This window comes from Serratia sp. TSA_7, from assembly GCF_052692135.1.
On sequence record NZ_JBQZFU010000002.1, the window covers coordinates 65,186 to 90,034 of the forward strand.

Annotated in this window: 20 protein-coding genes; 6 read left to right on the top strand and 14 right to left on the bottom strand. The window is 57.7% G+C overall.

Annotation, left to right across the window (positions count from 1 at the left end):
- Nucleotides 1-202 precede the first annotated feature (202 nt).
- The 9 genes from recC to rppH form a co-directional block, all read right to left on the bottom strand.
- Nucleotides 203-3,574 (bottom strand): exodeoxyribonuclease V subunit gamma, encoded by a 3,372-nt coding sequence (gene recC, locus ACUTQW_RS09245; protein ID WP_020439680.1) that lies wholly within the window; start codon nucleotides 3,572-3,574, stop codon nucleotides 203-205.
- A gap of 10 nt (nucleotides 3,575-3,584) precedes the next feature.
- On the bottom strand, nucleotides 3,585-3,980 hold the full coding sequence (locus ACUTQW_RS09250) for a prepilin-type N-terminal cleavage/methylation domain-containing protein (RefSeq protein WP_006327578.1): 396 nt from the start codon (nucleotides 3,978-3,980) through the stop codon (nucleotides 3,585-3,587).
- A complete protein-coding gene (locus tag ACUTQW_RS09255) occupies nucleotides 3,970-4,416 on the bottom strand; it encodes a YgdB family protein (RefSeq protein ID WP_004952275.1) in 447 nt (148 codons plus the stop codon). Before ACUTQW_RS09255 ends, ACUTQW_RS09250 begins: the two co-directional genes overlap by 11 nt.
- A complete protein-coding gene (locus ACUTQW_RS09260; protein WP_020439681.1) occupies nucleotides 4,413-4,991 on the bottom strand; it encodes a prepilin peptidase-dependent protein in 579 nt (192 codons plus the stop codon). Before ACUTQW_RS09260 ends, ACUTQW_RS09255 begins: the two co-directional genes overlap by 4 nt.
- Complete coding sequence (locus tag ACUTQW_RS09265; RefSeq protein ID WP_006327580.1) at nucleotides 4,979-5,485, bottom strand: prepilin peptidase-dependent protein; 507 nt, start codon at nucleotides 5,483-5,485, stop codon at nucleotides 4,979-4,981. The genes ACUTQW_RS09260 and ACUTQW_RS09265 overlap by 13 nt, the downstream gene beginning before the upstream one ends.
- A 196-nt stretch (nucleotides 5,486-5,681) precedes the next feature.
- Nucleotides 5,682-6,476, bottom strand: coding sequence for a thymidylate synthase (thyA, locus tag ACUTQW_RS09270; protein WP_004952281.1), 795 nt, complete (start codon nucleotides 6,474-6,476; stop codon nucleotides 5,682-5,684).
- Between the two features lie 7 nt (nucleotides 6,477-6,483).
- Entirely contained in the window at nucleotides 6,484-7,356 is an 873-nt protein-coding gene (gene lgt / locus ACUTQW_RS09275) for a prolipoprotein diacylglyceryl transferase (protein ID WP_004952282.1), read from the bottom strand.
- A 180-nt stretch (nucleotides 7,357-7,536) separates the two neighbouring features.
- Nucleotides 7,537-9,783: a phosphoenolpyruvate--protein phosphotransferase gene (gene ptsP / locus ACUTQW_RS09280; protein ID WP_004952283.1), complete on the bottom strand. Its 2,247-nt coding sequence runs from the start codon at nucleotides 9,781-9,783 to the stop codon at nucleotides 7,537-7,539.
- A gap of 12 nt (nucleotides 9,784-9,795) precedes the next feature.
- Nucleotides 9,796-10,323 (bottom strand): RNA pyrophosphohydrolase, encoded by a 528-nt coding sequence (gene rppH / locus ACUTQW_RS09285; RefSeq protein ID WP_004952284.1) that lies wholly within the window; start codon nucleotides 10,321-10,323, stop codon nucleotides 9,796-9,798.
- Nucleotides 10,324-11,019: 696 nt separating this feature from the next.
- Between rppH and mutH the strand changes: the two genes are divergently transcribed.
- The 4 genes from mutH (at nucleotide 11,020) to ACUTQW_RS09305 (ending at nucleotide 14,353) form a co-directional block, all read left to right on the top strand.
- Nucleotides 11,020-11,706, top strand: a complete 687-nt coding sequence (gene mutH / locus ACUTQW_RS09290) for a DNA mismatch repair endonuclease MutH (protein WP_020439683.1) — start codon at nucleotides 11,020-11,022, stop codon at nucleotides 11,704-11,706.
- A gap of 95 nt (nucleotides 11,707-11,801) precedes the next feature.
- Entirely contained in the window at nucleotides 11,802-12,518 is a 717-nt protein-coding gene (locus ACUTQW_RS09295) for a TerC family protein (RefSeq protein ID WP_006327604.1), read from the top strand.
- Nucleotides 12,519-12,689: 171 nt separating this feature from the next.
- Nucleotides 12,690-12,908: a YgdI/YgdR family lipoprotein gene (locus tag ACUTQW_RS09300; protein WP_004952287.1), complete on the top strand. Its 219-nt coding sequence runs from the start codon at nucleotides 12,690-12,692 to the stop codon at nucleotides 12,906-12,908.
- A 404-nt stretch (nucleotides 12,909-13,312) separates the two neighbouring features.
- Nucleotides 13,313-14,353, top strand: a complete 1,041-nt coding sequence (locus ACUTQW_RS09305) for an NADP(H)-dependent aldo-keto reductase (RefSeq protein ID WP_004952289.1) — start codon at nucleotides 13,313-13,315, stop codon at nucleotides 14,351-14,353.
- 47 nt (nucleotides 14,354-14,400) lie between these two features.
- Here the strand turns inward: ACUTQW_RS09305 and lplT are convergent, their stop codons facing one another.
- The 3 genes from lplT to ACUTQW_RS09320 form a co-directional block, all read right to left on the bottom strand.
- Nucleotides 14,401-15,597, bottom strand: coding sequence for a lysophospholipid transporter LplT (gene lplT, locus ACUTQW_RS09310; RefSeq protein WP_004952291.1), 1,197 nt, complete (start codon nucleotides 15,595-15,597; stop codon nucleotides 14,401-14,403).
- Nucleotides 15,594-17,750: a bifunctional acyl-ACP--phospholipid O-acyltransferase/long-chain-fatty-acid--ACP ligase gene (gene aas / locus ACUTQW_RS09315; RefSeq protein WP_020439684.1), complete on the bottom strand. Its 2,157-nt coding sequence runs from the start codon at nucleotides 17,748-17,750 to the stop codon at nucleotides 15,594-15,596. The genes lplT and aas overlap by 4 nt, the downstream gene beginning before the upstream one ends.
- A gap of 685 nt (nucleotides 17,751-18,435) precedes the next feature.
- Nucleotides 18,436-20,694, bottom strand: a complete 2,259-nt coding sequence (locus tag ACUTQW_RS09320; RefSeq protein WP_006327609.1) for a molybdopterin guanine dinucleotide-containing S/N-oxide reductase — start codon at nucleotides 20,692-20,694, stop codon at nucleotides 18,436-18,438.
- Nucleotides 20,695-20,914: 220 nt separating this feature from the next.
- Between ACUTQW_RS09320 and galR the strand changes: the two genes are divergently transcribed.
- A complete protein-coding gene (gene galR, locus ACUTQW_RS09325) occupies nucleotides 20,915-21,934 on the top strand; it encodes an HTH-type transcriptional regulator GalR (protein WP_004952299.1) in 1,020 nt (339 codons plus the stop codon).
- On the opposite strand, the gene ACUTQW_RS09330 is transcribed toward galR, so the two are convergent.
- Nucleotides 21,931-22,386, bottom strand: coding sequence for a GNAT family N-acetyltransferase (locus tag ACUTQW_RS09330; protein ID WP_006327610.1), 456 nt, complete (start codon nucleotides 22,384-22,386; stop codon nucleotides 21,931-21,933). The genes galR and ACUTQW_RS09330 overlap by 4 nt on opposite strands.
- A gap of 150 nt (nucleotides 22,387-22,536) precedes the next feature.
- On the opposite strand from ACUTQW_RS09330, the gene ACUTQW_RS09335 reads away from it, so the two are divergent.
- Nucleotides 22,537-23,547 (top strand): LacI family DNA-binding transcriptional regulator, encoded by a 1,011-nt coding sequence (locus ACUTQW_RS09335; protein WP_006327611.1) that lies wholly within the window; start codon nucleotides 22,537-22,539, stop codon nucleotides 23,545-23,547.
- A gap of 34 nt (nucleotides 23,548-23,581) precedes the next feature.
- On the opposite strand, the gene lysA is transcribed toward ACUTQW_RS09335, so the two are convergent.
- Nucleotides 23,582-24,844, bottom strand: a complete 1,263-nt coding sequence (lysA, locus tag ACUTQW_RS09340) for a diaminopimelate decarboxylase (RefSeq protein WP_004952305.1) — start codon at nucleotides 24,842-24,844, stop codon at nucleotides 23,582-23,584.
- Between the last annotated feature and the right edge of the window lie 5 nt (nucleotides 24,845-24,849).

Here is a 24,849-nt window from a genome sequence, read left to right on the forward strand (position 1 = left end):
AAATGAACCCCTATTCTGACACCGCTACGCCAAATCCCTGACGTTGGCGGTGTGCATCAAAACAACACAACCAAAAGGCTATATACCTGTACGTTATGTAAGACCGGAGCTAACCCCGATAGTTGAATATAATCCTGCTTATTTTTACCACCTCAGGGCAATCAGTACCACCGGGGATGTGACCTAAGGTCATGCCAAGGGATCAGCCTAAATTATGCTTCGCCACCGGCAACAGGTAACGTTCTGTTTCGGCCAGAATTTGCTCTAAACAGGCATTGTCCAACTGACGGAATACCCGTTGGACATAGGCGTCTTCGCCTTCTCCAGGAATGCGCTGATCGCCCTGCCAGGTTTGCAATAACTTGGCCCGCGCCTTGATTTGCACCTCTTCATCCCAGTCAATGCTCTGGGTTTCCGGTTGATAGCACTGGCTCAGCCACGCCCAACCGCTTTTATTCAGCAAGAGCAACGGCTGGCATAAACCACGCTGATAACCCGCCACCAGCTCAGCCAACTGCTCGCGGGCATCCTCGGCGGTTAACGCGGCAAAACACCACGCGGCGCCTTTGCGGCCATAAATACGGCTTTCCCCCGTGCCGCCAGCGCAGCAGTAAGCCAGATGTTCCAGCCACAACAGTATGCCATCAACCGCCGACAGGGTGGCCGGCCGCCAGCGCAGCAGTCCATCCTCCTGTACCTGATGCAACCAGCCGCTGATATGCACCCCGGCAATGTCGATATCCAGTTCCAGACTGTGCCCCTCGCTGCGTTCGGCGCGCACCTGCTCGGCCAGTTCGCTCATCTCCTCTTGCTGTTTCTGCCAGTAAATCTCGCCGAAGGGCCCAAAAGGCAAGCCGCCGGCGGCACGCGCCCGCTGGAACAAACGGGCGGCATCCTCGCCGTCAATCAAGGTATTCAACAATTGGCTGTTGAGCTGGTAGCGGCTGAGATTATCCAGGATGAAAGGCTCTTCGTCCGGCAATTCGGTTTCTTCAAGGATAAAACTGACCCCCAGCCGCAGTTGGAAGAACGCGCGGATTGGATGGCGATAGAACCGCAGCAAATCATCCAGCGAGATCTGGGTCTGCTCATCAGGCAATAGCGGTTGGTTAAACGGCGGATGCGCCGCACCGCGTTTATCAGCTGCGGGCAGCCATTCGGCGGCATAGCTTTGCGCTTCCGTGCCGGGCAAAAAATTCTCGGCGGCGAACGGCATGCGCGCGTGCCAGCTAAGCAAGTGTTTACCGACCTTCAGTGCGCTGGCATCGGCGTCCAGCGCCTCATCACCCGGCAGGCAATAACTTTGCTCCAGATATTCCAGCAGTTCGGTTACCAGCACCGAAGGGTAACGCAGGCTGTTATCCTGAATGGAACGACCGATAAAGCTGATATACAGCCGCTGCTGTGCCGACAGAATCGCCTCCAGGAACAGATAGCGATCGTCGTCGCGGCGGCTGCGATCGCCGCGTTTTACCTGCTGTGCCATCAGATCGAAGCCCAGCGGCGGCAAAGTGCGCGGATAAACCCCGTCGTTCATGCCCAGCAGACAAACCACTTTGAACGGAATGGAACGCATCGGCATCAGCGTGCAGAAGTTGATTTGCCCGGCGAGGAAGCGTTGACTGATACGTTCCTGATCGAGACGCGCAGCCAGTTCGTCACGCAGAATAGTTAATGGCACCTCATCGGGGTAGCGCGCCGCCAGCCCGTGTTCAAACACTTTGCTCCACTGCTGCTCAATCAGCGCCAGTGCCGCCTCGGTTTCGCCGTCCGGCTCAAAGAAGGTATCAAGCAGTTGGCGGCAAAGCGGCAGCCACTCCGGCAGAGCGCGCGCCTCGGTCAATTGTTGCCGCCAGCGGCTGAGGGAGGCCAACAACTCGGCCAACTGCCCGGCAAGCTCCGCGACCAGGCCGCTAGACTCATCATAAGGCAGCACGCCCTGCCAGTCGCCGGCATCGCTGTCCATGGCGTAGCCCAACAGCATTCGGGTAATGCCGAATTGCCAGGTATGCTGGCCGGTGGCCGGCAGATCCAGTTCACGTACGTTGTCGTCATCCAGCCCCCAGCGGACACCGGACTCCCCAACCCAGTGGCGTAACAGGCGCAGCCCCTCCTCCTGGATAGAGAAACGCGCCGCCAGCGCCGGCACTTCCAGCAGCGCCAACACTTGTTCGGAAGTAAAACGGCTCTGCGGCAGATCCAGCAGCGAGATAAACGCCTGCAACGCCGGGTGCGACTGGCTCGCCTTGCGGTCAGAGATCGCAAACGGCAGATAGCGTTCAGGGGAGGCATTGCCGAACACCGCCTGAATATAAGGCGTGTAGCTGTCGATATCTGCCACCATCACGATGATATCGCGCGGCGTCAGCGCAGGATCTTCCGCCAGCATGCTCAACAGCTGGTCGTGTAAAACCTCCACCTCACGCTGCGGGCTGTGGCAAGCGTGCAGGCTGATAGAGCGATCCTCGGGATCGAGCCGGCGTTTGGTCGCGCTGCTCTCCAGCGTCGCCAGCGTGGTGCCGATGACGGCGCTATTTTTCAACTCCAGCATATCGTGCTGAATGGCGTGCAATAAGTTATCCGCAGGGATATCTACAAACGCAAAAATCTCCTGCGCGGATTCTATCTGCGAGAGTAAAAAGTGGTGGTCACGCCCCAACTTGCCCCATGAAGCCAATAGCGGGTTGGGCAGATCTTGTTCGCCTTCAGCATTAAACAGCGCGGCGGCGTTATCGGGATCTCTGAATAAGGCATATTCCGTTTTATCCTGATAATGGCGCCGCTTGCGGCTCTGCAATTTGGCCAGGAATGACTGGCTCTGAATATCCCCCCAATAGTAGCGACACGGATTGGTGAACATCAGGTGAATATCAATATGGCGACCCAGCGCCTGCAAGGCCTCCAGATACACCGGCGGCAGCGCCGAGATACCGCAGATGAATACCCGCGGCGGTAACCCTTCCGGGCAGCGCTCCGCCTTTTCCAGCACGCTGATAAAGCGACGATACAGGTTTGCACGATGCCATTCCGGTTGCCCCAGCTCATGGGTATATTCGACCAGCCGCGCCCACAGCGGTGCCTGCCATTGCTGGGCCTCCGCCAGCCCATCAATGCTTTCACCTTTTTGCCAGCTTTCCAGCCATTGCGGGCGATACACCAGGTATTGGTCAAACAAATCCGCCACTCGGCCGGCAAGCTGATGAATTTTACGCTTGTCGCCGTCGTCGGTGAGGTAATGTTGCAACGGGGCAAATTCCGGCCGGGTGAGAAGATCCGGCAGAAGCCACATCAGTTTCCAGGTCATGGCGTCTTTACTGAAGGCGCTCTCTTTCGGGATGCCGGGCAAAACCCGGGTGAACATGTCCCAGATGAAGGTTGCAGGCAGTGGAAAGGCGATATTGGCAGCGATGCCAAACTGTTCCGCGAGCTGCATCTGCAACCACTGCGCCATGCCAGGGCTTTGCACCAGCACCACTTCCTGTTGAAAGGGATCGGCCAATGGCTCTCTGGCTATCAACGTGCTGGTCAGCGTTTTCAGCAAATCCAACTGATTGGAATGATAAACCCTAAACATGGGGGCTCCCTTAAAACATAATATCTGCCGGGGTACCGGCGGTGCAGTACCAGCGATTCAATTCAGCCCACTGCCGCTGAGGCGTTTGTATTCTTACCGTCAGCCGTTGGCAAGCGGCTTGCGGAGAGTTCAGCCGCATCTCGCGCTGCCACCCGGGCAGCAAGGGCAACAGTTCTGCATCCGTGCGACCGGTGGCCGCAAAGACTTCCAGTTGTTGATGCGCCAACGACCATGCTTGCCGATACTGCCACTGGCGCTGAAAAGAGTGCAACAGCACCTGATGATACTGTAACAATCCCAGCAGCGACACCGCGAACAGCAATGCGGCAATCAGCACTTCCGGCAGGCTGAAACCCCGTTGGCGCCATAGCCCTGCTGCGGGAGCCACCCGCACGTTAATCCGCACAGTCCGTTTCCCGTTTTTCGGGGCAAAAATCCAGCCAACCGCCGATTTCCGCCCTTAGCTCAAAGGTACTGCCCGTGCCATCCGGTTTGGTCAATTGATATAATCGCAACGGCTCCCCTTCACTCATCGCCCCGTCCCCCCGCACCAGCACAATCCCCGCCTGGGCGGACAATTTGGCGCAGGCGCGCAGCTCTGCGGTTTGCTGACACCACCAGCCGTTGGCCCCTAACCGGTTGCGGGGCCAGGACTGCGCCACGCCCCAACTGAGCGCCGAAGCAGCCTGGTTGTATGCCTTCAGATAGCGCTGTTGATCGGCGGCCAGCAGCAAAGCGCTATCCAGTTGGCGATGCTGAGCATTCAACAACATCAACCCCATCACCAACAGCAGCATCACTGCCGCCAGCGTACTGCCGCCACGCTGCCCGACGGCACTCATGGTAGCGAGGCCATGTTAATCGCCCAGTACAAGTTGCGGCGTATAGCGTCATCCGCCTTCGAACGCCCGGCCAGCGACAACATGACCCATGTTTTGCCGCTGCTGCCCGCGACCGATTTGACGCTGAAAGTTTCAATGCGCACTTCGTCGTTATCCAGTAACCGCTCCCAACCCGTGCCGTGGCAGTGGGTTACGCCGCGTTGCCCTTCCAGCACTCCCTGCCGCAGCCGGTAACCAAAATATCCGGCATCTGCGCCAAGCGTCTCCCAGCGGCCGTTACGGGTGATGTCGTAAGCCATGATCACACAACTGCCTGCGGCCTCTCCCGGTGCATGGCCAATCAGTAATGCCCGCCCGTGGCAATTACCGGCGCAAAAACCGGTGCGACGCAGATCTTTCTCAATGCCGAACGCCAACTGCCGAAGCACCGATTCCAGCCGGTAGTGCCGGCCGACATCAACGCTGTGCTGCCGCAACACCGGGTAGGTTTTAGCCGCCGCCAGCATAATCAGGCTGCCGAACGTCAGCGCCAGCATCACCTCCGGCAGCGTGAAACCTCGCTCTAGGGCTGGCATGCCGTAATCCCCCGCATGCTTACGTCCTCGCTGCACAGGCGCAGCCGCCCTTTGGCGGACAGCACCAATCGAAGACTGCCGGCATCGTTGCTGAGCACAATATGCCCAGCCTGCGCGTTATTACGTAATCCATAAAATCCCATTTCCTTTTGGGTATGATCTGTCAGCCTTACATCCCGGTAATGCGGGCGGAATAGGTCATCGCTATGTCCCTCGCACCCCGAAAGTGGCGGATTACTGCCGATGCACCAGGGATCGCCGGTTTTAAACCCCAACAGCGCCGTGCGATTGCGCCAATTAGCGTCTGCCTGCATCCGGGTGAGAAACCCCAGCAGTTGCTGAGCGGTATGTTCCAGCTGCAGGCTCTGCTGATAATGGCGCCAATGGCTGACGCCCCAGCCGGTGAGCATGCCCGCCAGGGTGATCACCACCAGCAGTTCAATCAGCGTCATGCCGCGCTGGTCTTCAGTACTGAAAATCAAGTTGTCGTTCATGACGGCCAGTGTACTCAAGGGGGCAAAACGGGGAAGCGAGGTTTACTCAGGCTGAAGCGCTCTGCGCAACCTTTCTATGCAACAGGCAACAGGCCAAAATAAAATGCGAAGCGGAGCGCAAACAGGGCCACGGCCGAGGGAGAAAAAAGCAAGGGCGCAACCAGTGCGCCCTTGGAGATAACTTATGTGGCCAAACTCAGATGGCAACCGGTGCCTTGATGGCTGGATGCGGGTCGTAACCTTCGATTTCAAAGTCTTCAAAACGGTAATCGAACAGCGAAGCCGGTTTGCGTTTGATCACCAGTTTCGGTAACGCACGCGGTTCGCGGGTTAGCTGCAACCGGGTCTGCTCCATATGATTGCTGTACAAATGGGTGTCACCGCCGGTCCAGACAAAATCACCGACCTCGAGATCGCATTGTTGCGCCATCATATGCACCAGCAGCGCATAGCTGGCGATGTTGAACGGCAGGCCAAGGAACACGTCGCAGGAACGCTGATACAGTTGGCAAGAGAGTTTGCCGTCCGCTACGTAGAACTGGAAGAACGCATGGCACGGTGCCAGCGCCATCTGATCCAGCTCACCCACGTTCCAGGCTGAAACTATGATACGGCGTGAATCCGGATCCTGTTTCAGTTGTTTCAGCACGTTGCTCAACTGGTCTATCTGACGCCCGTCCGCAGCGCCCCATGCGCGCCACTGCTTGCCGTACACCGGGCCTAGATCGCCATGCTCATCTGCCCACTCGTCCCAAATGCTGACGTTGTTTTCACGCAAATAAGCCACGTTGGTGTCGCCGTTCAGGAACCACAACAACTCATGGATGATGGAACGCAGGTGGCACTTCTTGGTGGTCACCAACGGGAAGCCTTCCTGCAAATTGAAACGCATCTGGTGGCCGAAAATCGACAGCGTGCCAGTGCCGGTACGGTCGGCTTTAGGGGTGCCCTCGGCGAGCACTTTGTTCATCAAATCCAGATACTGTTTCATTTTTTCCTCACGACAGTTGTTGCTGCGGGCGACGACGATACGCCCAAATCATCATAATAATACCGGCCACCACCATCGGGACGGACAGGATCTGCCCCATGCTGACAACGCCGTCGAACAGGCCAAGCTGAGCATCCGGCTGGCGGAAGGCCTCGACGATAATGCGGAATGCACCGTAGCCAATCAGGAACAGGCCGGATACGGCCCCCATCGGCCGCGGTTTGCGGATAAACAAGTTCAGAATGATAAACAGCACCACGCCTTCCAGCAGCAGTTCATACAGCTGGGACGGGTGCCGCGGCAACACGCCGTACTGGTTCAGCAGCGGCAACAGCTGCGGATCGGCCGCGGCAATGGCGACGTCTTCGCCGCGCGAGCCGGGGAACAGCATTGCCCAAGGCGTATCGGTGGTCACGCGGCCCCACAGCTCGCCATTGATAAAGTTACCCAAACGGCCGGCGCCCAGGCCAAACGGGATCAGTGGAGCAATAAAATCGGAAACCTGGAAGAAGGTGCGCTTGGTACGGCGGGCGAACCAGAACATCACCAGGATCACCCCCAGCAGACCGCCGTGGAACGACATGCCACCGTCCCAGACTTTAAACAGGTAAAGCGGATTATCCAGGAACAGCGGCAGGTTGTAGAACAGCACATAACCGACGCGGCCACCGACGAACACACCGAGGAAACCGGCATACAGCAGGTTCTCCACTTCATCCTTGGTCCAGCCGCTGCCCGGTTTGTTGGCACGGCGCACCGCCAGCCACATGGCAAAAACAAAGCCAACCAGGTACATCAGGCCATACCAGTGCAAAGAAACCGGGCCGATAGAGAAAATCACCGGATCAAATTTAGGAAACGCCAGATAGCTATTGGTCATCTATCACCACAACATGTCTATTATTCTTCCCCAACCGGGGGCGGCAGGTGCCAAACGCGCTAAAACACTCTTTTTCGTTGCTTTCAACGCAGTCGAGGAGGCGGATAATAGCATAAGCTTAACCGCCTCCGGACTGGCCGACAGGGAAAAGTTCTGTAAAAAATCAGTCTGCAACAGCCTTTACTTGCCGCCACGGATCAATCCGCCCATGCCGCGCCGCTCCATAAACGCCGCGACCTGGTGGCGCACTTCGGTCGTCATCTGGGCGCCCAGCACCCGTTGCGCCAACACTTCGGCGTCGGATAGCTCAATATGCCGCAGCAAATATTTGATGCGCGCCACGCTGCGCCCATTCATGCTCAGGTTACGATAGCCCATGCCCACCAGCAGCAACGCGCCCATCGGATCCCCGGCCAGCTCACCGCACAGGCTCACCTGCAACCCGACCGCGTTGGCCTGAACCACGATCAGCTTAAGCACTTGCAGCATTGAAGGATGCAGGCTGTCGTACAGCGCCGCAACGCGGGTATTGTTGCGATCCACCGCCAGCAGGTATTGGGTCAGGTCATTGGTGCCAACCGAAATAAACTCAACCCGCCCGGCCAGATGAGGGATCAGGAAAATCATCGACGGCACTTCCAGCATTACGCCAAGCTTGGGTTTCGGGATTTCATATCCGAGCACCTCTTCCACTTCGCGCCCTGCCCGATCGATCAACCGCCTGGCCTCGTCGATCTCTTCCAGGCTGGTGATCATCGGCAACAGGATGCCCAGATTGCCGGTCCCGGCATTGGCACGCAGCATCGCGCGCACCTGAATCAGGAATATTTCCGGCTGATCAAGGGTGATGCGGATACCGCGCCAACCCAGGCAGGGATTTTCCTCGCTGATCGGCATATAAGGCAGCTGCTTATCGGCACCGATATCCAGCGTCCGCAGCGTGACCGGTTTGTTCGGATAGAGCTGCAACATGCCCTGATACTGCGCGACCTGCTCTTCTTCCGAAGGGAAGCCGCTCTGCAACATAAAAGGGATTTCGGTTCGGTACAAACCGACGCCATCGACTCGCCCGCCCAAGAGCTGCTCGTGTTCCGGGCTGAGGCCGGCGTTCAGCATCACCTGAACCCGCTCACCGCTTTTGAGCTGGGCCGGCTGCTCGACGTCGTCTTCCGCCAGTTTGCTTAACTCAAGTTCTTCGCTGATCAGCCGCTGGTATTCCTGGACCAGCACCGGTTCAGGGTCGACCAGCAGCTCGCCGCGATAACCGTCGACAATCAGCAGCCGCTGGCTGAGCAGCGCAGGCTGGATATCCGCGCCCATCACCGTCGGCACGCCCATCGCCCGCACCAAAATCGCCGCATGGGAGTTGGCGGCGCCGTCGCGTACGACCACGCCGGCCAGCCTGTCCTGCGGCATTTCAGCCAACAAGGTGGCAGTCAGTTCGTCCGCCACCAGCACGAAACGCGCCGGCCACTGAGTCGCGCCCTGTGTGGTGTCGTCGAGGTGGAATAGCAGGCGCTGACCGAGCGCGCGCAAATCGCTGGCGCGCTCGCGCATATAGGTGTCTTGCAGGCTGGCGAACTGGGCGGCAAAGACCTCGATCACCTGTTTAACCGCCCATTCCGCCACGGAACCGGCGTCAATTTCGGCAAACAGCTCGCGCTTGAGGCGGGCGTCGTTCAACAGGTGAGAGTACAGATCGAAAATCGCCGCGCTCTCTTTTTGCGAGCTGGCGGCAAAGCGCTTGCTGAAACGGCGGAATTCCGCGCCGGCTTCTTCCAGCGCCTGCGTCAGGCGTTCCCGCTCGCTCACGGTATCGAGCGTCGAGGCCTTGTAAACCTGATCGAGCGACGGCTGGCTGCTGTCCTGCCAACCTTCCGCCACCGCTACGCCGGGGGATGCCGCCAGCGCTCGGATGCGGGTCTGGCGATATTGGCCAAAGATGGCGTTAAGCTGCGATTGCGAGAGGATCCCGGCCATTTGCGTAGCCAGAGTCACCATGAAGGATTCTTCGCTTTCGTCGAACTGGCGCAGCTCACGCTGCTGCACCACCAGCACCCCCAGCAGTTGGCGGCGATGAATAATCGGCACGCCCAGGAAGGATCGGAAACGATCCTCCTTCACCTGAGGGATGTATTTGAAGCTGGGGTGGCTCTGCGCGTCCGCCAGGTTTATCGGCTCTGCACGACGCCCGACCAACCCGACGATGCCTTCATCAAATGCCAGCGCGATAGCGCGCCCGCGCGGTTTTTTCAACCCGCGCGTCGCCATCAGGTAGTAGCAGCGGCGATCGTTGTCTGCCAGATAAATGGAGCAGACTTCCGTATCCATCGCCAGACAGGTTTCATTGACCAAAAGATCCAGCGCATCTGTCAGACTGGCCGCCGCGGCCACCTTCTCAACAATTTCTCGCAAGCGCGTGAGCATAGTCGGCTTAACTTAACCTCTCTTTCGGCGATAGGCGGGGGGCTGCCGCTGTGTTGCCTGCTCCTGCATCGGCATCACGGTGACGGCGAATTCTTTCATCACCCGGCGGTAAACGTCGCGTTTGAACGACACCACCTGGCGTACCGGATACCAAAAACTCACCCAGCGCCAGCCGTCAAACTCCGGCGTGCTACTGCGTTGCATATTGATATCCGCGTCATTGCACATTAACTGCAACAAAAACCATTTCTGCTTTTGGCCGATACATACCGGCTTTGTGTCCCAACGCACCAAACGTTTTGGCAATTTATAGCGCAACCAGTTGCGGGTTGAGGCCAGGATGCGCACATCCTTTTTGCTCAGCCCCACTTCTTCGAACAGCTCACGGTACATTGCCTGTTCTGCGGTTTCGCCAGGGTTAATCCCACCTTGGGGAAACTGCCAGGAGTGTTGACCGTAACGGCGAGCCCAAAGGACCTGCCCCTGACGATTACAGATTACGATACCAACATTCGGGCGGTAGCCATCATCATCGATCACCGGACTACCTCGATAAGCTTAATTTCGCATAGATGTACTGATTGTTTCACACAAGCTACAGGCGGTAAACCACTGCTTTGCAGCGCCGTAAACCGGATAACATTGGGATAACTCACAGATAATGGCAAAGTTATAAACATGCGAGGCGATTTCACGGCGGTTTTATTCACTTTTTCTGTGGATAGGTGTGTGAAGAACTCAAGGGATAAGCTGGTACAACTCTGACGAGCCTAAAAACACCGTTAAAACCAATTCAATATTACTTTAATAAAAACAAAAAGATACATTATTATCAACAGGTATGGACAGGGCAGAAATGTGATCTGTGCACGGTTAGGATCTTACCCTGGCGAAAGATCCACCAACGTCGTTTTTATCCACAGATTATCCGTATGAGTTACGCACAAAACGGACAATTTCGCAAAAAAAGGCCCGCGTCAAGGCTGTAAATCGAACCAGTGATCGGGAAAAATTTGGGTTATCCCATAAATCTGTGGATAAATAGGTGTAAGATCCTGTTTATTGTCGGTGGCTTCAGGTGCACAAGCGCCGGAGGGAATTTGTTTCCTGCGCGACGGAAGAAAAAAAGTCATGAAAAATCATGCTGCTATTAGTCTATTCCCGTGTCTTTTCCAGCCGATGTTCGCTGTGCACAAATGCAGTACATTTTTCAACCAAATCTGACGGACTTGCATTATGGCGTTTTTATCCCCTCTTCCCCTTCCGCCGGAAAACGAACGGCAGCTGTTTGAACGAGCGCAGCAGCTTGCCGGTTTTACCCTGGGTGAACTGGCCGCGCGTGCCCAGTTGCCGATCCCCAAGGATCTGAAACGCGATAAAGGTTGGGTGGGCATGCTGCTTGAGCTGTACCTCGGCGCCATGGCGGGCAGCAAACCGGAGCAGGATTTTCCCGAACTGGGCATTGAGTTGAAAACCATCCCGATTGACGCTGCCGGCAAGCCGCTGGAAACCACCTTCGTCTGTGTAGCACCGCTTACCGGCAACAGCGGCGTTACCTGGGCCAGCAGCCATGTGCGCCATAAACTGGCGCGGGTATTGTGGATACCGGTAGAAGGCGAGCGACAAATCCCGCTGGCGCAGCGGCGCATAGGATCACCGCTGCTGTGGAGCCCGAGCGCCGCTGAAGAAGAGATGCTGCGCCGGGATTGGGAGGAACTGATGGACCTGATCGTGCTCGGCCACGTGGAGCGGATCACCGCTCGTCACGGAGAGGTACTGCAACTGCGGCCCAAGGCGGCCAACAGCAAGGCGTTGACCGAGGCCATCGGCGAACAGGGCCAGCCTATCCTCACGCTGCCGCGCGGTTTTTATTTGAAAAAAAGCTTCACCGGCGCGTTATTGGCAAGACATTTCTTAATATGATCCTCTTTGTTTAAGCCATGTTTAGCTAACAGTGTCACCGTACCAATAAACGCGTATAATTCAGCCTTTGCTTTTTATTAAGGTGTGGCTTGGCAATGTTCGATTGGATTATGGATCCCAATGCCTGGTTAGCGTTAGGTACGCTAACCATTCTTGAGATCATTCTGGGTATTGATAATATTATTTTCCTGTCTCTGGTGGTGGCCAAACTGCCGAAAGCGCAGCAGAACAAGGCTCGCCGTATCGGTCTGGCCGGCGCCATGCTGATGCGTCTGGGGCTGCTGGCTTCCATCGCCTGGGTGATCCGCCTGACCCACCCGCTGTTTACGGTGATGGACCACAGCATCTCGGCGCGCGATCTTATCCTGCTGCTCGGCGGGCTGTTCCTGATCTGGAAAGCCAGCAAAGAGATCCACGAAACTATCGAAGGGTCCGATGAAGAGCACCACACTAAAGTGAACGGCTTCTTCGGCGCCATCGTGCAGATTATGTTACTGGATATCATCTTCAGCCTGGACTCGGTGATTACGGCGGTAGGCCTGTCCGATCACCTGTTTATCATGATGGCGGCGGTGGTGATTGCGGTTGGGGTAATGATGTTTGCCGCCCGGCCGATCGGCGAGTTCGTTAACCGCCATCCTTCAGTGAAAATGCTGGCGCTGGCGTTCCTGATCCTGGTGGGTTTCACCCTGATGCTGGAAAGCTTCCAGATACATATTCCGAAAGGTTACATCTATTTTGCGATGTTCTTCTCGATGTCCGTCGAAGCGCTCAACCTGATGCGCGGCAAGAAAAACCAGGCTCCGGAGTAACCCCTACGGGAGCGTGCGAAAGCCGCTCCCGTTTGCATTTTTATCCTTCCTTCAACTCTTCTGCATACTTTCTCTTACCAAGATAAGGACTTATCCGAAACACGAGGTATCCAGAGTTTGCTAATCTTGGAAGAAGACTCTTTTCTGCATACATAATTGAGGATCGGCAGGATGAAAAAGTGGGTAATGGCAGTTTCTGCGTTGGTGATCGCCGCCGGGCTGACGGGCTGCTCCAGCGATTACGTGATGGCGACCAAAGACGGCAATATGATCCTGACTCAGGGCAAACCCGAGATCGATCAGGATACCGGCCTGATCAGCTATAAAGATGAAAAAGGCAACAACCGCCAAATCAACGGCGATCAGGTTTCGCAGGTCATCGAGCGTTAATCCCTCTACTATTTCAAGTTACAGCCAGGCGTCTGATAAGTGCGTTTAATACCGCTACACCCCAAGCTTGAGACGGGTGGGGAGCATGCAGTTTAGCCGACCGTTGAGCGGATGGACGCGCGATACGAGCCTCCATGGATGGATTCACGGCGTGTCGGCGCTCTGCATGCTCCTCACCTGTAGCACTATTAGGCGCAGCTATTTAGAGGTAGCTTGAAAGACGACGGGGATATCGCCTCCTCTCCTGCGAGATAGCCTCCTCCCTCCGCACTGAATCCACTTCCCCCATCTTCACGGCTTGGTTTATAGTCGAGAAAGGCGATATCACCGTCTTGCAGGTGATGAGACTCCTGTTTCACCGGGCGTAAAGGCCCGTAAGCGCTAACTTGAAAGGAAGGCCGTTAATGCAATACCACCGTATTCCCCACAGTTCTTTAGAAGTGAGCGTGCTGGGACTGGGCACCATGACCTTTGGCGAACAGAACAGTGAAGCCGATGCCCATGCGCAACTCGACTATGCATTAGCCGCTGGCGTCAACCTGATCGATACCGCAGAAATGTATCCGGTACCGCCCCGCCCTGAAACCCAGGGGCTGACCGAACAGTACATTGGCAGTTGGATCAAGGCGCGTGGCAACCGTGAGAAAATAGTGCTGGCCAGCAAAATCGCCGGGCCGGTACGCGGCACCGACAGCAGCATTCGGCCGCAACAGGCGCTGGACCGCAAAAATATCCGCGCCGCGCTGGACGCAAGCCTGAAACGGCTGAACACCGATTATCTCGATCTTTATCAGTTGCACTGGCCGCAGCGCCAAACCAACTACTTCGGCAAACTCAATTATCAATACACCGACGATAAAGCTACGGTTACCCTGTTGGAAACGCTGGAAGCGCTGACCGAGCAGGTACGCGCCGGTAAAATCCGCTATATCGGGGTATCCAATGAAACGCCGTGGGGCGTAATGCGCTACCTGCAGTTGGCTGAAAAACACGAGCTGCCGCGCATTGTCTCGATTCAAAACCCCTACAGCCTGCTGAACCGCAGCTTTGAGATCGCTCTGGCAGAGATCAGCCAGCACGAAGGCGTTGAACTGCTGGCCTATTCCAGCCTGGCGTTCGGTACCCTGAGCGGCAAGTATCTGAACGGCGCCAAGCCAGCCGGAGCGCGCAATACGCTGTTCACCCGCTTTAACCGCTATTCTGCACCGCAAACGCAACTGGCGATTGCCGAATATGTCGCGTTAGCCAAAAAGCACGGGCTGGATCCTTCGCAGATGGCGTTGGCGTTCGTGCGGCAGCAGCCGTTCGTGGCCAGCACCCTGCTGGGCGCCACCACGCTGGAACAATTGAAAACCAACATCGACAGCTTTGACCTGGTGTTGGATGAAGACGTGTTGCAGGGGTTGGAAGAGATCCATACCCGCTTTACCATTCCCGCGCCATGAATAACTCGGGGCGCAGTTTGTTGCGCCCCGACAGCTGTCCGTTGCGGTTATTTCGCGCCGCGCTGTGAAAACCACAGCGCGGTAATCGCCAGCGCAAACACCGCGCCAAAACCAATCCCCACGCCGACCACCGGCACGCTCACTTTCACCGCCAGAGAGTACAGACCCAGCATGAGCAACATGGCGGTATTCTCCCCCAGGTTTTGTACTGCAATCGCATTGCCGGCGCCTACCGAACGTTTTCCTCGTTCCTGCAACAACGCGTTCAGCGGCACCACAAAGAAGCCCCCCAGCACGCCTATCGTCAGCAGCAGCGCATAAGCATTAAACAGGGTGGTTTGCAGCGCAAAGATTGCCACCGCTACGCCAATCAGGATCCCGGCTGGCATACAGCGTTTCACCGTTTCCAGCGTGACAAAGCGCGCAGCCGCCCCGGCGCCAATCACAATCCCTACCGCCACCATGGCGTTCAGCAGCGTCGGCGTGGCGTTATCGGCGATGCCAAGCGCCACCGGCACCCACAGCACCAACAGAAAACGCAGCGTCACCCCGGCGCCCCAAAACAGGCTGGTGCCAATCAATGAAAAACGTGTTTGACCGTCGCGCCACAGCACAACGCATGCGTTGAAGAAAGCGCGGGTCATCGCGCGCGGCGTCCAGGAAGCCGCCGGGTGCGCCGCCGGCAGGCGTGGAATGTACAGGTTGGCGATCACCGCCGCCGCATACACCAGCGCACAGACCGCCAACGCCGCCACAATGTGCCAGTCGGCCAGCACACCACCGGCAACCGAGCCAATCAGGATCGCGGCAATGGTGGAGGCCTCCATCAGGCCGTTGGCCTTGACCAACTTTTCGCCGTGCGTGATTTCACCCAAAATGCCGTACTTGGCCGGGGAATAAGCGGCGGCTCCCACGCCCACCAAGGTATAACCGAGGAAGGGATTAAGCCCGAAACAGATGACCAGCGCGCCGGCCAGCTTCAGACCGTTCGCCACCATCATCACCCGTCCCTTGGCGAAACTGTCGGCGATCTGGCCGACAAAGGGCGCCAGAATGATATAGGTGGCGACAAACGCCATCTGCAAAATCGGTTGGCTCCAGTCGGGGTACAGTTGCTGCTTGATCAGCGCCAGCGTGGCGAACAACAAAGCATTGTCGCCGAAGGCGGACAAAAACTGCGCACAAATCACGGCAATCATGCTGCGCGAGAGCAAAGGCGAGTCGGTATTCAACGATGGGTTCATCGGGCATTCTCCGGCTGTTCGGCCATTTTACGCAGGGTTACAAAGTCCGGTTTACCACTGCCGAGTACCGGCAAGGCTTTAAGCGGACGAATATCACGCGGCACCGCCAGTTCGGGGCTCCCCAACTCGCGCGCAGCACGCAGCAAGGCTTCGCGGGTGATGCTTGCGTCTGTGGTAAACAGCACCAGCGCTTCCCCCTTGCTGCTGTCGCTTTTCACCGTGGCGGCATGCTGCCCTTCCGGCGCCACGCGCTGCGCCAGCAGCTCCACGCTCTCCAGCGAGACCATTTCGCCGGCCAGCTTGGCAAAGCGCTTTACCCGGCCGCGAATGACGCAATAACCCTGCTCGTCCAACGTGACGATATCACCGGTGTCGTACCAACCCGGTTGCAGATTGCCATTTTCATCTTCCGCCGCCGGCGGTTCCAGTTCTCCCGGGCGTTCCACCCGCAGATAACCTTTCATGATATTCGGGCCTTTCAACTGCAGGCGGCCACCGTTATCGATGCCCGGTACCTTCATCAGACGCGCTTCCATCTTCGGCATAATGCGGCCCACGGTGCCAACCTTGGCCGCCAGCGGAACGTTGATCGACACCACCGGCGCACATTCGGTTACGCCATAGCCTTCCAGAATGCGGATGCCGTATTTATCCTGATAAATCTGTTTGGTGCTGTCCGCCAATTTTTCCGCGCCGGCCACCACGTAACGCAAGCGGGCAAAATCATACGGATGGGCGAAGCGCGCGTAATTATTGAGGAAGGTAGCGGTGCCAAACAGCACGGTGCAGTTGCGGTCATACACCAGTTCGGGCACCACGCGGTAATGCAACGGGCTGGGGTAAAGGAAAATGCGGCTACCGGTCATCAGCGGGGTCAGCAGCCCGACCGTCAGGCCGAACGAATGGAACAGCGGCAGCGATGACATAAAACGGTCACGCGGGGTGAAATCGGCGATGGTGCGGATCTGTTCAACGTTGGCCAACAGGCTGGCGTGGGAATGCACCACGCCTTTTGGGTTACCTTCCGACCCCGAGGTAAACAGGATCAACGCGGCATCGTCCGGCTGTTGCGGCAACATGGCGTGCGCCGGCTGGAACAGGTGGCGCAGGATCCACAGCTTGTCTGCCAGGGTCAGGGTATCTTTAAGATCCTCCAGGTACACCCAGTTGGCCTCCGGCACCTGCTCCGGCAAGTGTGTCAGTTTGCCCTTTTCCAGGAACTGGCGCGAAGTGACGATGGTTTTGATGGTCGCGGCAGTCATCGCGCTTTTCAAACCGTTGGAACCGGCGGTGTAGTTGAGCATCGCCGGAATGCGATTACGCACAGAGGCGCCGAAAATCGCCGCCACGGTGATGGTGGCGTTCGGCAACAACATGCCGACATGTTCACCCTCGGCGGTAAAGCGCTGCAGGATACGGCTGACGCCCAACGCTTTTTTGATAAGCTGCCGGTAGCTGTCTTCCTTGAAGGCGATGTCTTCGATGCAGGGTTTGTTGCGACCATAGCGGTGCTGAGCCGCCAGCAGGGCGCGAAACAGCGTTTGCGGCTCGCGGGTGTCCATCCGCGCCTTCATCATAATCTGCATCAGCCGGTCACCGGCCAATGCACGACGATCGCGGGCACGCGGCGCTTCCGGCATCGGCAGCGACGTCGGCGGTAAAATACGGATGCTGATCTGCGGGAACCAGCGGATCTTGAACACGCCGGCCATGCGGCCAAAGGGGCTGAACTCGGCGCCGTCCAGCCGTACCGGTACCAGGGTCGCGCCCGATTTGGCGGCGATAAACGCGGCGCCGTCATAAACCTTCATCAGCGAACCGGTAACGGTGATACGCCCTTCAGGGAACACCACGATCGGCCGGCCCTGTTCGATCATACGCACCAGCTGTTTGATCGCCATCGGTTTGGTCGGGTCGAGATAGACCAGATCGATATAGGGTTTCAACCAACGCATAAACCAGCGATCGCCGATGCTGGCATAGACCGCAAACACCGGCTTAATCGGTAAAAACAGCGCCAGCAATAGGCCGTCGAGGAAGGAGATATGATTGGGCGTAATCAATAGCTTAGGCTGTTCGAAGTGCCGGGCGTCGCCCTCAACGCGAATTCGATACAGCAGGCGGAACAGCGTGCGCAGCACGGAAAGGATCATGCCCTTCTCCCTTTAGCCAAAATGAGCGTAAACAGTTGTAGGGAAAAGAATACTATACGGCAGGCAAAAAAAAACCTACGCATCCGCGTAGGTTGGTGCAAGTGAAAATGGCTTCAACATACAGAGCATGCTGATTTCTCACCAATCAATACCTCTGGGATCACCTACTCTAGAGAGATGCCGATCAAGAAACTACCGACGAATCGCAAGAGTTCTGCTCTAAATGCAACCAGCTGTAAATTTCCCGCATTTTATGGAAATAACTCAATGAAACTTAAACAATCCTGGGGTCGGGAGGAGACAAAATCGAATCCTGCGCAGGCGGGCTGGGAGGGCGTCAGGCAAAAAAAAACCTACGCATCTGCGTAGGTTGGTGCAATTAATATGGGTTCAACACACGAGTTGTTGAAACTCACCAATCAATACCTCTGGGACGTTCAATTTACCCCGTTGCGTCGAAAGCCAGCCAGCGGGCAATCGCAACATTAGGGCGCAAAGTGTAACCAGCGGTGTATCCCCGTCGCCTTTCACGCTTCAGCGTTGTCGGCTGCACCCTGTCAGGGTAACGGGCGGATATACGCGCCCGATTAACGTGGGCGCAGCATGCCGCGCCCCGAGTCTGGCTGGAGATGAACAACCCCATCGCCTGGCGACAATGCGAGCTCCTTAAGAGGGCATCGATGTTTTACCGTACGCTTACCTCAACCAGGCAGCTCATGGCATTCGGCCCCTGCGTCAACGGCGAGGTACCGATATCCAGCGTTAAAACGTTCGGGTTGCCGGACTGCTCCACCGCCAGGCGCTGCGCGCCAAAGCCTGGGTCGAACCAGGCGCCGGTGGCCATCAGCACCACACCACGGGTGACGCCATCAGTGATGGCAACGCCCGCCAGACAACTGCCGCGCGCATTGCTGACCTGCACCTCGGCGCCCTCGGCAATACCGCGCATCGCCGCATCCTCCGGGTGCATATGCAGCGTCTCTCGGCCCGCCGTTTTATTGCCCTGCGCCAGCGGCGCCGGATCCATCTGGCTGTGCAGCCGGTCGCCAGGCTGGATGGAAATCAGGTGTAGCGGCCACTCTTTGGCCTGCGGCGCGCCCAACCATTCAACCGGCGGCTGCCACTGCGGGTGAGGTGCAAAATCCGCATAACGGTAACCGGCGATTTTCTCGCTGAACAACTCAATTTTGCCGCTTGGGGTTTGCAATGGATTGGCCTGCGGATCGGCACGGAAATCGTCAAAGAAAACGAACTCCTTCGCCGGTGTCGGCAGTTCTACGTAACCTTTACGCCAGAAATCCGCAAACTCCGGCCACTCGACGCCAGTACCTGCCTGCGCCTGCCCGCACTGCTGATAGATGGATTCGATCCAGGCCTGTTCGTCGCGGTTTTCGGTGAATTGTTCACGGTAACCGAGCCGCTCCGCCAGATCGGCGAAAATATCAAAGTCGTTACGTGCCTGATGCTGCGGCGCTATCGCCTGGTGCATCGCCAGCACATAGCGATCGCGCGATGAACCGCCGATATCGTTGCGCTCCAGCGAGGTAGTGACTGGCAGCACGATATCCGCCATCTTCGCCGCCGGCGTCCACCAGATATCCTGCACAATCACCGTATCCGGTTTTTGCCACCCTTCCACCAGCCGATTCAGCTGTTGATGGTGATGGAACGGGTTGCCGCCGGCCCAGTGAACGAGATGGATATCCGGGTAGTGCAGCGTTTCCCCACGGAACGAGTAAGGCTCGCCGGGCTGCAGCAACATGTCGCAGATACGCGCCACCGGTATCGCCAACCCGCAAGGATTGGTACCCACCGGCATCATTGGCCCCGGCGTATCCACCCGCGGGTTGCCGACGCCGTTCATTGAGCCATGGCCAAACGAGAATCCGCCGCCCGGCAGGCCGACCTGGCCGAGCATCGCCGACAGGGCGATCATCATCCAGTACGGCTGTTCGCCGCGGTGGGCACGCTGAACCGAATAGGAGCAGGTAATAAAGCTGCGTACGCCGATCAATTGCTGCGCCAGCAGGCTGATACGCGCAGCTGGAATACCGGTGATAGCACTGGCCCATTCCGGCGTTTTCGCCACGCCGTCGTCCGTACCGCGCAGATAATCCGCCAACTGCTCGTAACCCACGCAATGGCTATAGAGGAAAGCCTCATCCTGCGCGCCCCGGCGCTGAATTTCATACGCCAGCGCCAGCATCAACGCCACGTCGGTGTTGGGGCGGATCGGGATCCATTCGGCATTCACAAACGCCGGGCAGTCATCGCGCATCGGGCTGATGTTGATCACCGGAGTGCCTTTCTGCGCCAGCTTCTGCAGCCAGGGTTTGAGCGTATGCTCCGCTGCGCCGCCGGAGGATACCTGGGCATTTTTCAACGCCAGCCCACCGAAGGCGACAAACAGTTCACAGTGTTCGACCACGCTCGGCCAACTGGTCACGCGCCCGGTCAGCGGAGTAAAGGTGCCGATCACGTACGGCAGGAAAAATTGCGCCGCGCCCCAGCTGTAATTGCCCAGTTGGTCAACGCCACCGCCGCCGCTGAAATAAAAACGCCGCACCAGCGAGCGCGCATGATGCAGTCGCCCGGCGGATGACCAGCCATAAGAGCCGGTAAACAGGCCTGAAGGGCCGTAGCGATCGCGCACGCGGCGGTTTTCTTCCGCAACCAGATCAAGCGCGAGATCCCAGTCCACTTCAACAAAATCTTCCCGGCCACGCAGCGTGCGATCGCTGCCCTCGCGCTTCTGCAGCCAGGAACGCCTCACTGCCGGCTTGCGGATACGCTTGTCGGAATAGACCATTGGCGCGATGGAGTCGAGCAGCGGGGAAGGATCCTGATCGTCGGCGAAAGGCTCACAGCGGATGAGCCTGCCGTCTTCAACCACGGCGGTATACGCCCCCCAGTGTGCGAGTTGCGGGTAACGTTTAATAGACATGAGGTTCTCGGACAATCAATAGATGCACAAAAGTAACATCAGCCGACGCGCGGTTTCAAAGCACAAATTGCTCTATCACTGTACCTTGCGAGCCTAAGCGCACATTAAATCGCTCATATCTGCAACGGCCGCCACAAGTTGCGATCACCACCGCTTGCAGCCCCGGGCTTTTTCCGCAAAACTGGGGAATGTAAGCGATTACCCAGGATGTATTACAGATATGGCTACGATAAAGGATGTTGCCAGGCTGGCGGGTGTTTCCGTGGCCACGGTGTCTCGCGTGATAAACAATTCCCCGAAAGCCAGCGAAAGTTCGCGCACTGCGGTGCTGGCGGCGATGGAACAACTGCAGTACCACCCTAACGCCAACGCCCGCGCGCTGGCGCAGCAATCGACCGAAACGCTTGGGCTTATCGTGTCCGACGTTTCCGATCCCTTCTTTGGTGCCATGGTCAAGGCAGTGGAACAGGTGGCCTACGCCACCCATAACTTCCTGCTGATTGGCAACGGTTACCACGAGGCTGAAAAAGAGCGTCAGGCGATTGAACAGTTGGTACGGCACCGCTGTGCCGCGCTGGTGGTTCACGCCAAAAAACTGACCGATAACGAACTGAGCGGCTGGATGCAGCAGATACCGGGCATGGTGCTGATAAACCGCACGCTGCCGGGCTTTGAGGCACGCTGCGTGGCGCTGGACGACCGTTATGGTGCCTGGCTGGCCACCCGCCATTTGATCCAGCAGGGGCATCAACGCATTGCCATCGTCTGCTCCACCCACCAGATTTCCGACGCAGCGGACCGTTTGCAAGGCTATCTCGATGCATTACAGGAGCATGGCATTGCGGTGGATGAAAAACTGATTGCCTACGGTGAGCCGGACGAAATTGGCGGTGAGCAGGCGATGACCGAGTTGCTCGGGCGCGGCAAGCACTTCACCGCAGTGACCTGTTATAACGACTCAATGGCCGCCGGCGCGCTCTCGGTGTTGAGCGACAACAGTGTGGACGTACCGGCCCAAATGTCATTGATCGGTTTTGATGACGTGCTGATTTCACGCTACCTGCGGCCACGCCTGACGACCATTCGCTATCCGGTGGTGGCGATGGCGACTCAGGCTGCCGAACTGGCGCTGGCGTTGGCCAACAATCAGCCGCTGCCGGAGATCACCAACATGTTCAGCCCGACGCTGGTACGGCGCCATTCGGTCGCCAGCATCAATAACGTTTACGAGCAGAATTAAACCAGTGCCCGGTGGTACAGCCGCACCGGGCGGTCAGGGTAATCCAGCGCGTCGCCAATATAATGCCAGCCGTGGCGTTCGTAATAACCGCTGAAATCGCTGTACAGATAGAGTTCGCTGAAGCCCGCTCGCCGGCTGTAGTCCTGCACGTGTTGTTGCAACCTCAGGCCAAGACCGCTGCCGCGCTGGCTTTCATCCACGTACAGCGCCGCCAGCCAAGGGGTCAGATCCTGGCGGCTGATCAGGTCACAGCGCCACAGACCGACGGTGCCCACCAGCGTCTCCCCCCGCAACGCGATAAAGGTGATCGGCAAATCCGCTCCTCGCAGGCCGCTTTCTACCACACTGGCGAAAAATGCCCGGCTGTTTTCGTTGCCGAACGCCCGCCATTGCCAGTCGACCACCTGTTGCAGGTACTGCGGGTAATCCGCCAGAGGCACAATGTTAATCATATTTCCGCTTCCTCCCGTTGCCCGATAGCAGTCTAGTGCCGTTCCGCCACCGCGTAAACCCGATGGCAAAAAGCCAGGCAGCCAAGCGCTAACCCTATGCTAGACTGAGCGTTATTTGCCACAGCGGACGTTGAAAGGGGTTAGCCACTGATGATCACCATGTTGGATGTTTCCCTTCGCGCTGGGGTATCCAAAGCCACGGTTTCACGCGTGTTAAATGGCACCGGCCAGGTGAAAAAAAGCACCCGCGACGCGGTGTTCAAGGCGATGGACGAACTGGGTTACCGCCCGAACTTCCTCGCCCAGTCGCTGGCGAACAAAAGCTCCAACAGCATTGGGCTGGTGGTCTCCAACTTCGACGGCCCTTATTTCGGGCGTCTGCTGCGCCGGGCCGCCAAACTTATCGAGGCCAGCGGCAAGCACCTGATAGTCACCGATGGTCACGATACGCCGGAAGATGAACTGCAGGCGGTGCAGTTGTTGGCCGATCGCCGCTGCGACGCGATCATTCTTTATACCCGTTTCATGTCCGAATCGGCGTTAATGGCCCTGCTGGACAGCCTGCCGGTACCGATCATGGTGATCAATCGCGATTTGCCGCAGGCGCGTGCGCGCTGTGTTTTCTTCGAACAGCAGCAGGCCGCTTTCCATGCGGTCGATTATCTGATTCGGCAGGGGCACCGCGAGATTGCCTGCATCACCGGCCCTATCGCCACCCCCACGGCCCAGGCGCGGTTGGCGGGTTATCGACAAGCGCTTGAACATCACAAGATTGCCTTCGACGATGCCCGCGTGGCCTATGGCGACAGCAGCGTGCAAAGCGGCTATCAGGGCAGCCGCAGCCTGCTGGCCGGCGATACCGGTTTCAGTGCCCTATTCGCCTGCAACGACGATATGGCCGTCGGTGCGATGAAAGCCTTGCACGAAGCGGGCAAGCGCCTGCCGCAGGACGTCTCGTTATTCGGCTTTGACGACGAACCCAGCGCCGCCTATTTGCAACCCGCGCTATCCACCGTTTACCTGCCGATAGACGTGATGATCGAAGCGGCTATCAGCCAGGCTTTCCGCCTGATCAATGGCGAAAACCTCTCCCCGCTTTCCCCGTTCACCGGCGAACTTCGGCTGCGCGACTCCGTGGCTCCAGGCCCCTACGCCGGTTGAGATTCTTGGGCGCAGCGCGCTGCGCCCGTCGATATCAGATGAGTTCCAGCGCAATCAACTCTTCAATGGTCTGCCGGCGGCGGATCAGCCGCGGTTCCCCCTTTTCGAACAACACTTCCGGCAGCAGCGGACGGCTGTTGTAGTTTGAAGACATCGAAGCGCCATAGGCACCGGTATCATGGAATACCAGATAGTCGCCTACCTGCACCGGCGGCAACTCGCGGGTTTCGATGCCGCCACCGGCCTGTTGGGTGAACACGTCGCCGGATTCGCACAACGGCCCGGCAATCACGGTGTCGCGCAGCGGCTGATGCTCGGTATTGCGGCCATCGGCCGGCAGCAGAGAAATATGGTGATAGCTGCCATACATCGCCGGACGCATTAAATCGTTAAAGCCTGCATCCACCAAAACAAAGTGGCGGCTGCCCATGTCTTTCACCGCACGCACTTCTGCGACCAACACCCCGGCTTCCGCCATCAGGAAGCGACCGGGCTCGATCTCCAGGCTCACCGGGTGGCCCAAATGGGCGGCAATGCGCTCGCGCGCGCTGTTCCACAGGCCAAAATAGTGTTCAGTATCAATCGCCTCTTCGCCGTATTGATAGGGGATCGACAGCCCGCCGCCGGCAGAAATCGCGCTGATATCATGACCCAGATCGATCACCTGCTGCACCATGGCATCACACACGCGCTCCAGATGCTGGTAATCCACGCCCGAACCGATATGCATATGCACACCGATCAGCTTCAGGCCGTATTGCTGAATTTTTTCCACCGCCTGCGGCAAATCGGCATACCAAATCCCATGCTTGCTGTTCTCGCCGCCGGTATTGGTTTTCTGGCTATGGCCGTGGCCAAAGCCCGGGTTGATACGCAACCATACCGGGTGGCCAACGGAAACCTGGCCCAGTTGATCCAGCATATCGATCGAGCCGACGTTCACCGGGATTTTCAACTCGCTGACGCGCGCCAGCGTCGCGTGGTCCAGCACGTCGGCGGTAAACACGATGTCGCTTGGCTCACCGCCCGGCTGAAAACCGGCCTGCAGCGCACGCTCAATCTCGCCCAGCGAGACAGAGTCCACCTTGACGCCCTGTTCGCGCATCAGGCGCAGAATATGAATATTCGAGCAGGCTTTTTGGGCAAAGCGGATCACGTCAAAATGGCGTAACTGGCTGATGCGCTCACTGATGATAGCTGCGTCATAGGCCCATACCGGGCAGCCAAAACGCTGAGGCAAGGCCAGCAGGTTAGCGGCATTGAGGGCGGTCGTCGTGTCGTGCAAAGCGCGTGGCATGGTGA

Coding starts and splice junctions, on each gene's coding strand:
- recC (WP_020439680.1), bottom strand. CDS start 3,574: ATGTTTAGGGTTTATCATTCCAATCAGTTGGATTTGCTGAAAACGCTG.
- ACUTQW_RS09255 (WP_004952275.1), bottom strand. CDS start 4,416: ATGAGTGCCGTCGGGCAGCGTGGCGGCAGTACGCTGGCGGCAGTGATG.
- ACUTQW_RS09260 (WP_020439681.1), bottom strand. CDS start 4,991: ATGCCAGCCCTAGAGCGAGGTTTCACGCTGCCGGAGGTGATGCTGGCG.
- ACUTQW_RS09265 (WP_006327580.1), bottom strand. CDS start 5,485: ATGAACGACAACTTGATTTTCAGTACTGAAGACCAGCGCGGCATGACG.
- thyA (WP_004952281.1), bottom strand. CDS start 6,476: ATGAAACAGTATCTGGATTTGATGAACAAAGTGCTCGCCGAGGGCACC.
- lgt (WP_004952282.1), bottom strand. CDS start 7,356: ATGACCAATAGCTATCTGGCGTTTCCTAAATTTGATCCGGTGATTTTC.
- ptsP (WP_004952283.1), bottom strand. CDS start 9,783: ATGCTCACGCGCTTGCGAGAAATTGTTGAGAAGGTGGCCGCGGCGGCC.
- mutH (WP_020439683.1), top strand. CDS start 11,020: ATGGCGTTTTTATCCCCTCTTCCCCTTCCGCCGGAAAACGAACGGCAG.
- ACUTQW_RS09295 (WP_006327604.1), top strand. CDS start 11,802: ATGTTCGATTGGATTATGGATCCCAATGCCTGGTTAGCGTTAGGTACG.
- ACUTQW_RS09300 (WP_004952287.1), top strand. CDS start 12,690: ATGAAAAAGTGGGTAATGGCAGTTTCTGCGTTGGTGATCGCCGCCGGG.
- ACUTQW_RS09305 (WP_004952289.1), top strand. CDS start 13,313: ATGCAATACCACCGTATTCCCCACAGTTCTTTAGAAGTGAGCGTGCTG.
- lplT (WP_004952291.1), bottom strand. CDS start 15,597: ATGAACCCATCGTTGAATACCGACTCGCCTTTGCTCTCGCGCAGCATG.
- aas (WP_020439684.1), bottom strand. CDS start 17,750: ATGATCCTTTCCGTGCTGCGCACGCTGTTCCGCCTGCTGTATCGAATT.
- ACUTQW_RS09320 (WP_006327609.1), bottom strand. CDS start 20,694: ATGTCTATTAAACGTTACCCGCAACTCGCACACTGGGGGGCGTATACC.
- galR (WP_004952299.1), top strand. CDS start 20,915: ATGGCTACGATAAAGGATGTTGCCAGGCTGGCGGGTGTTTCCGTGGCC.
- ACUTQW_RS09330 (WP_006327610.1), bottom strand. CDS start 22,386: ATGATTAACATTGTGCCTCTGGCGGATTACCCGCAGTACCTGCAACAG.
- ACUTQW_RS09335 (WP_006327611.1), top strand. CDS start 22,537: ATGATCACCATGTTGGATGTTTCCCTTCGCGCTGGGGTATCCAAAGCC.
- lysA (WP_004952305.1), bottom strand. CDS start 24,844: ATGCCACGCGCTTTGCACGACACGACGACCGCCCTCAATGCCGCTAAC.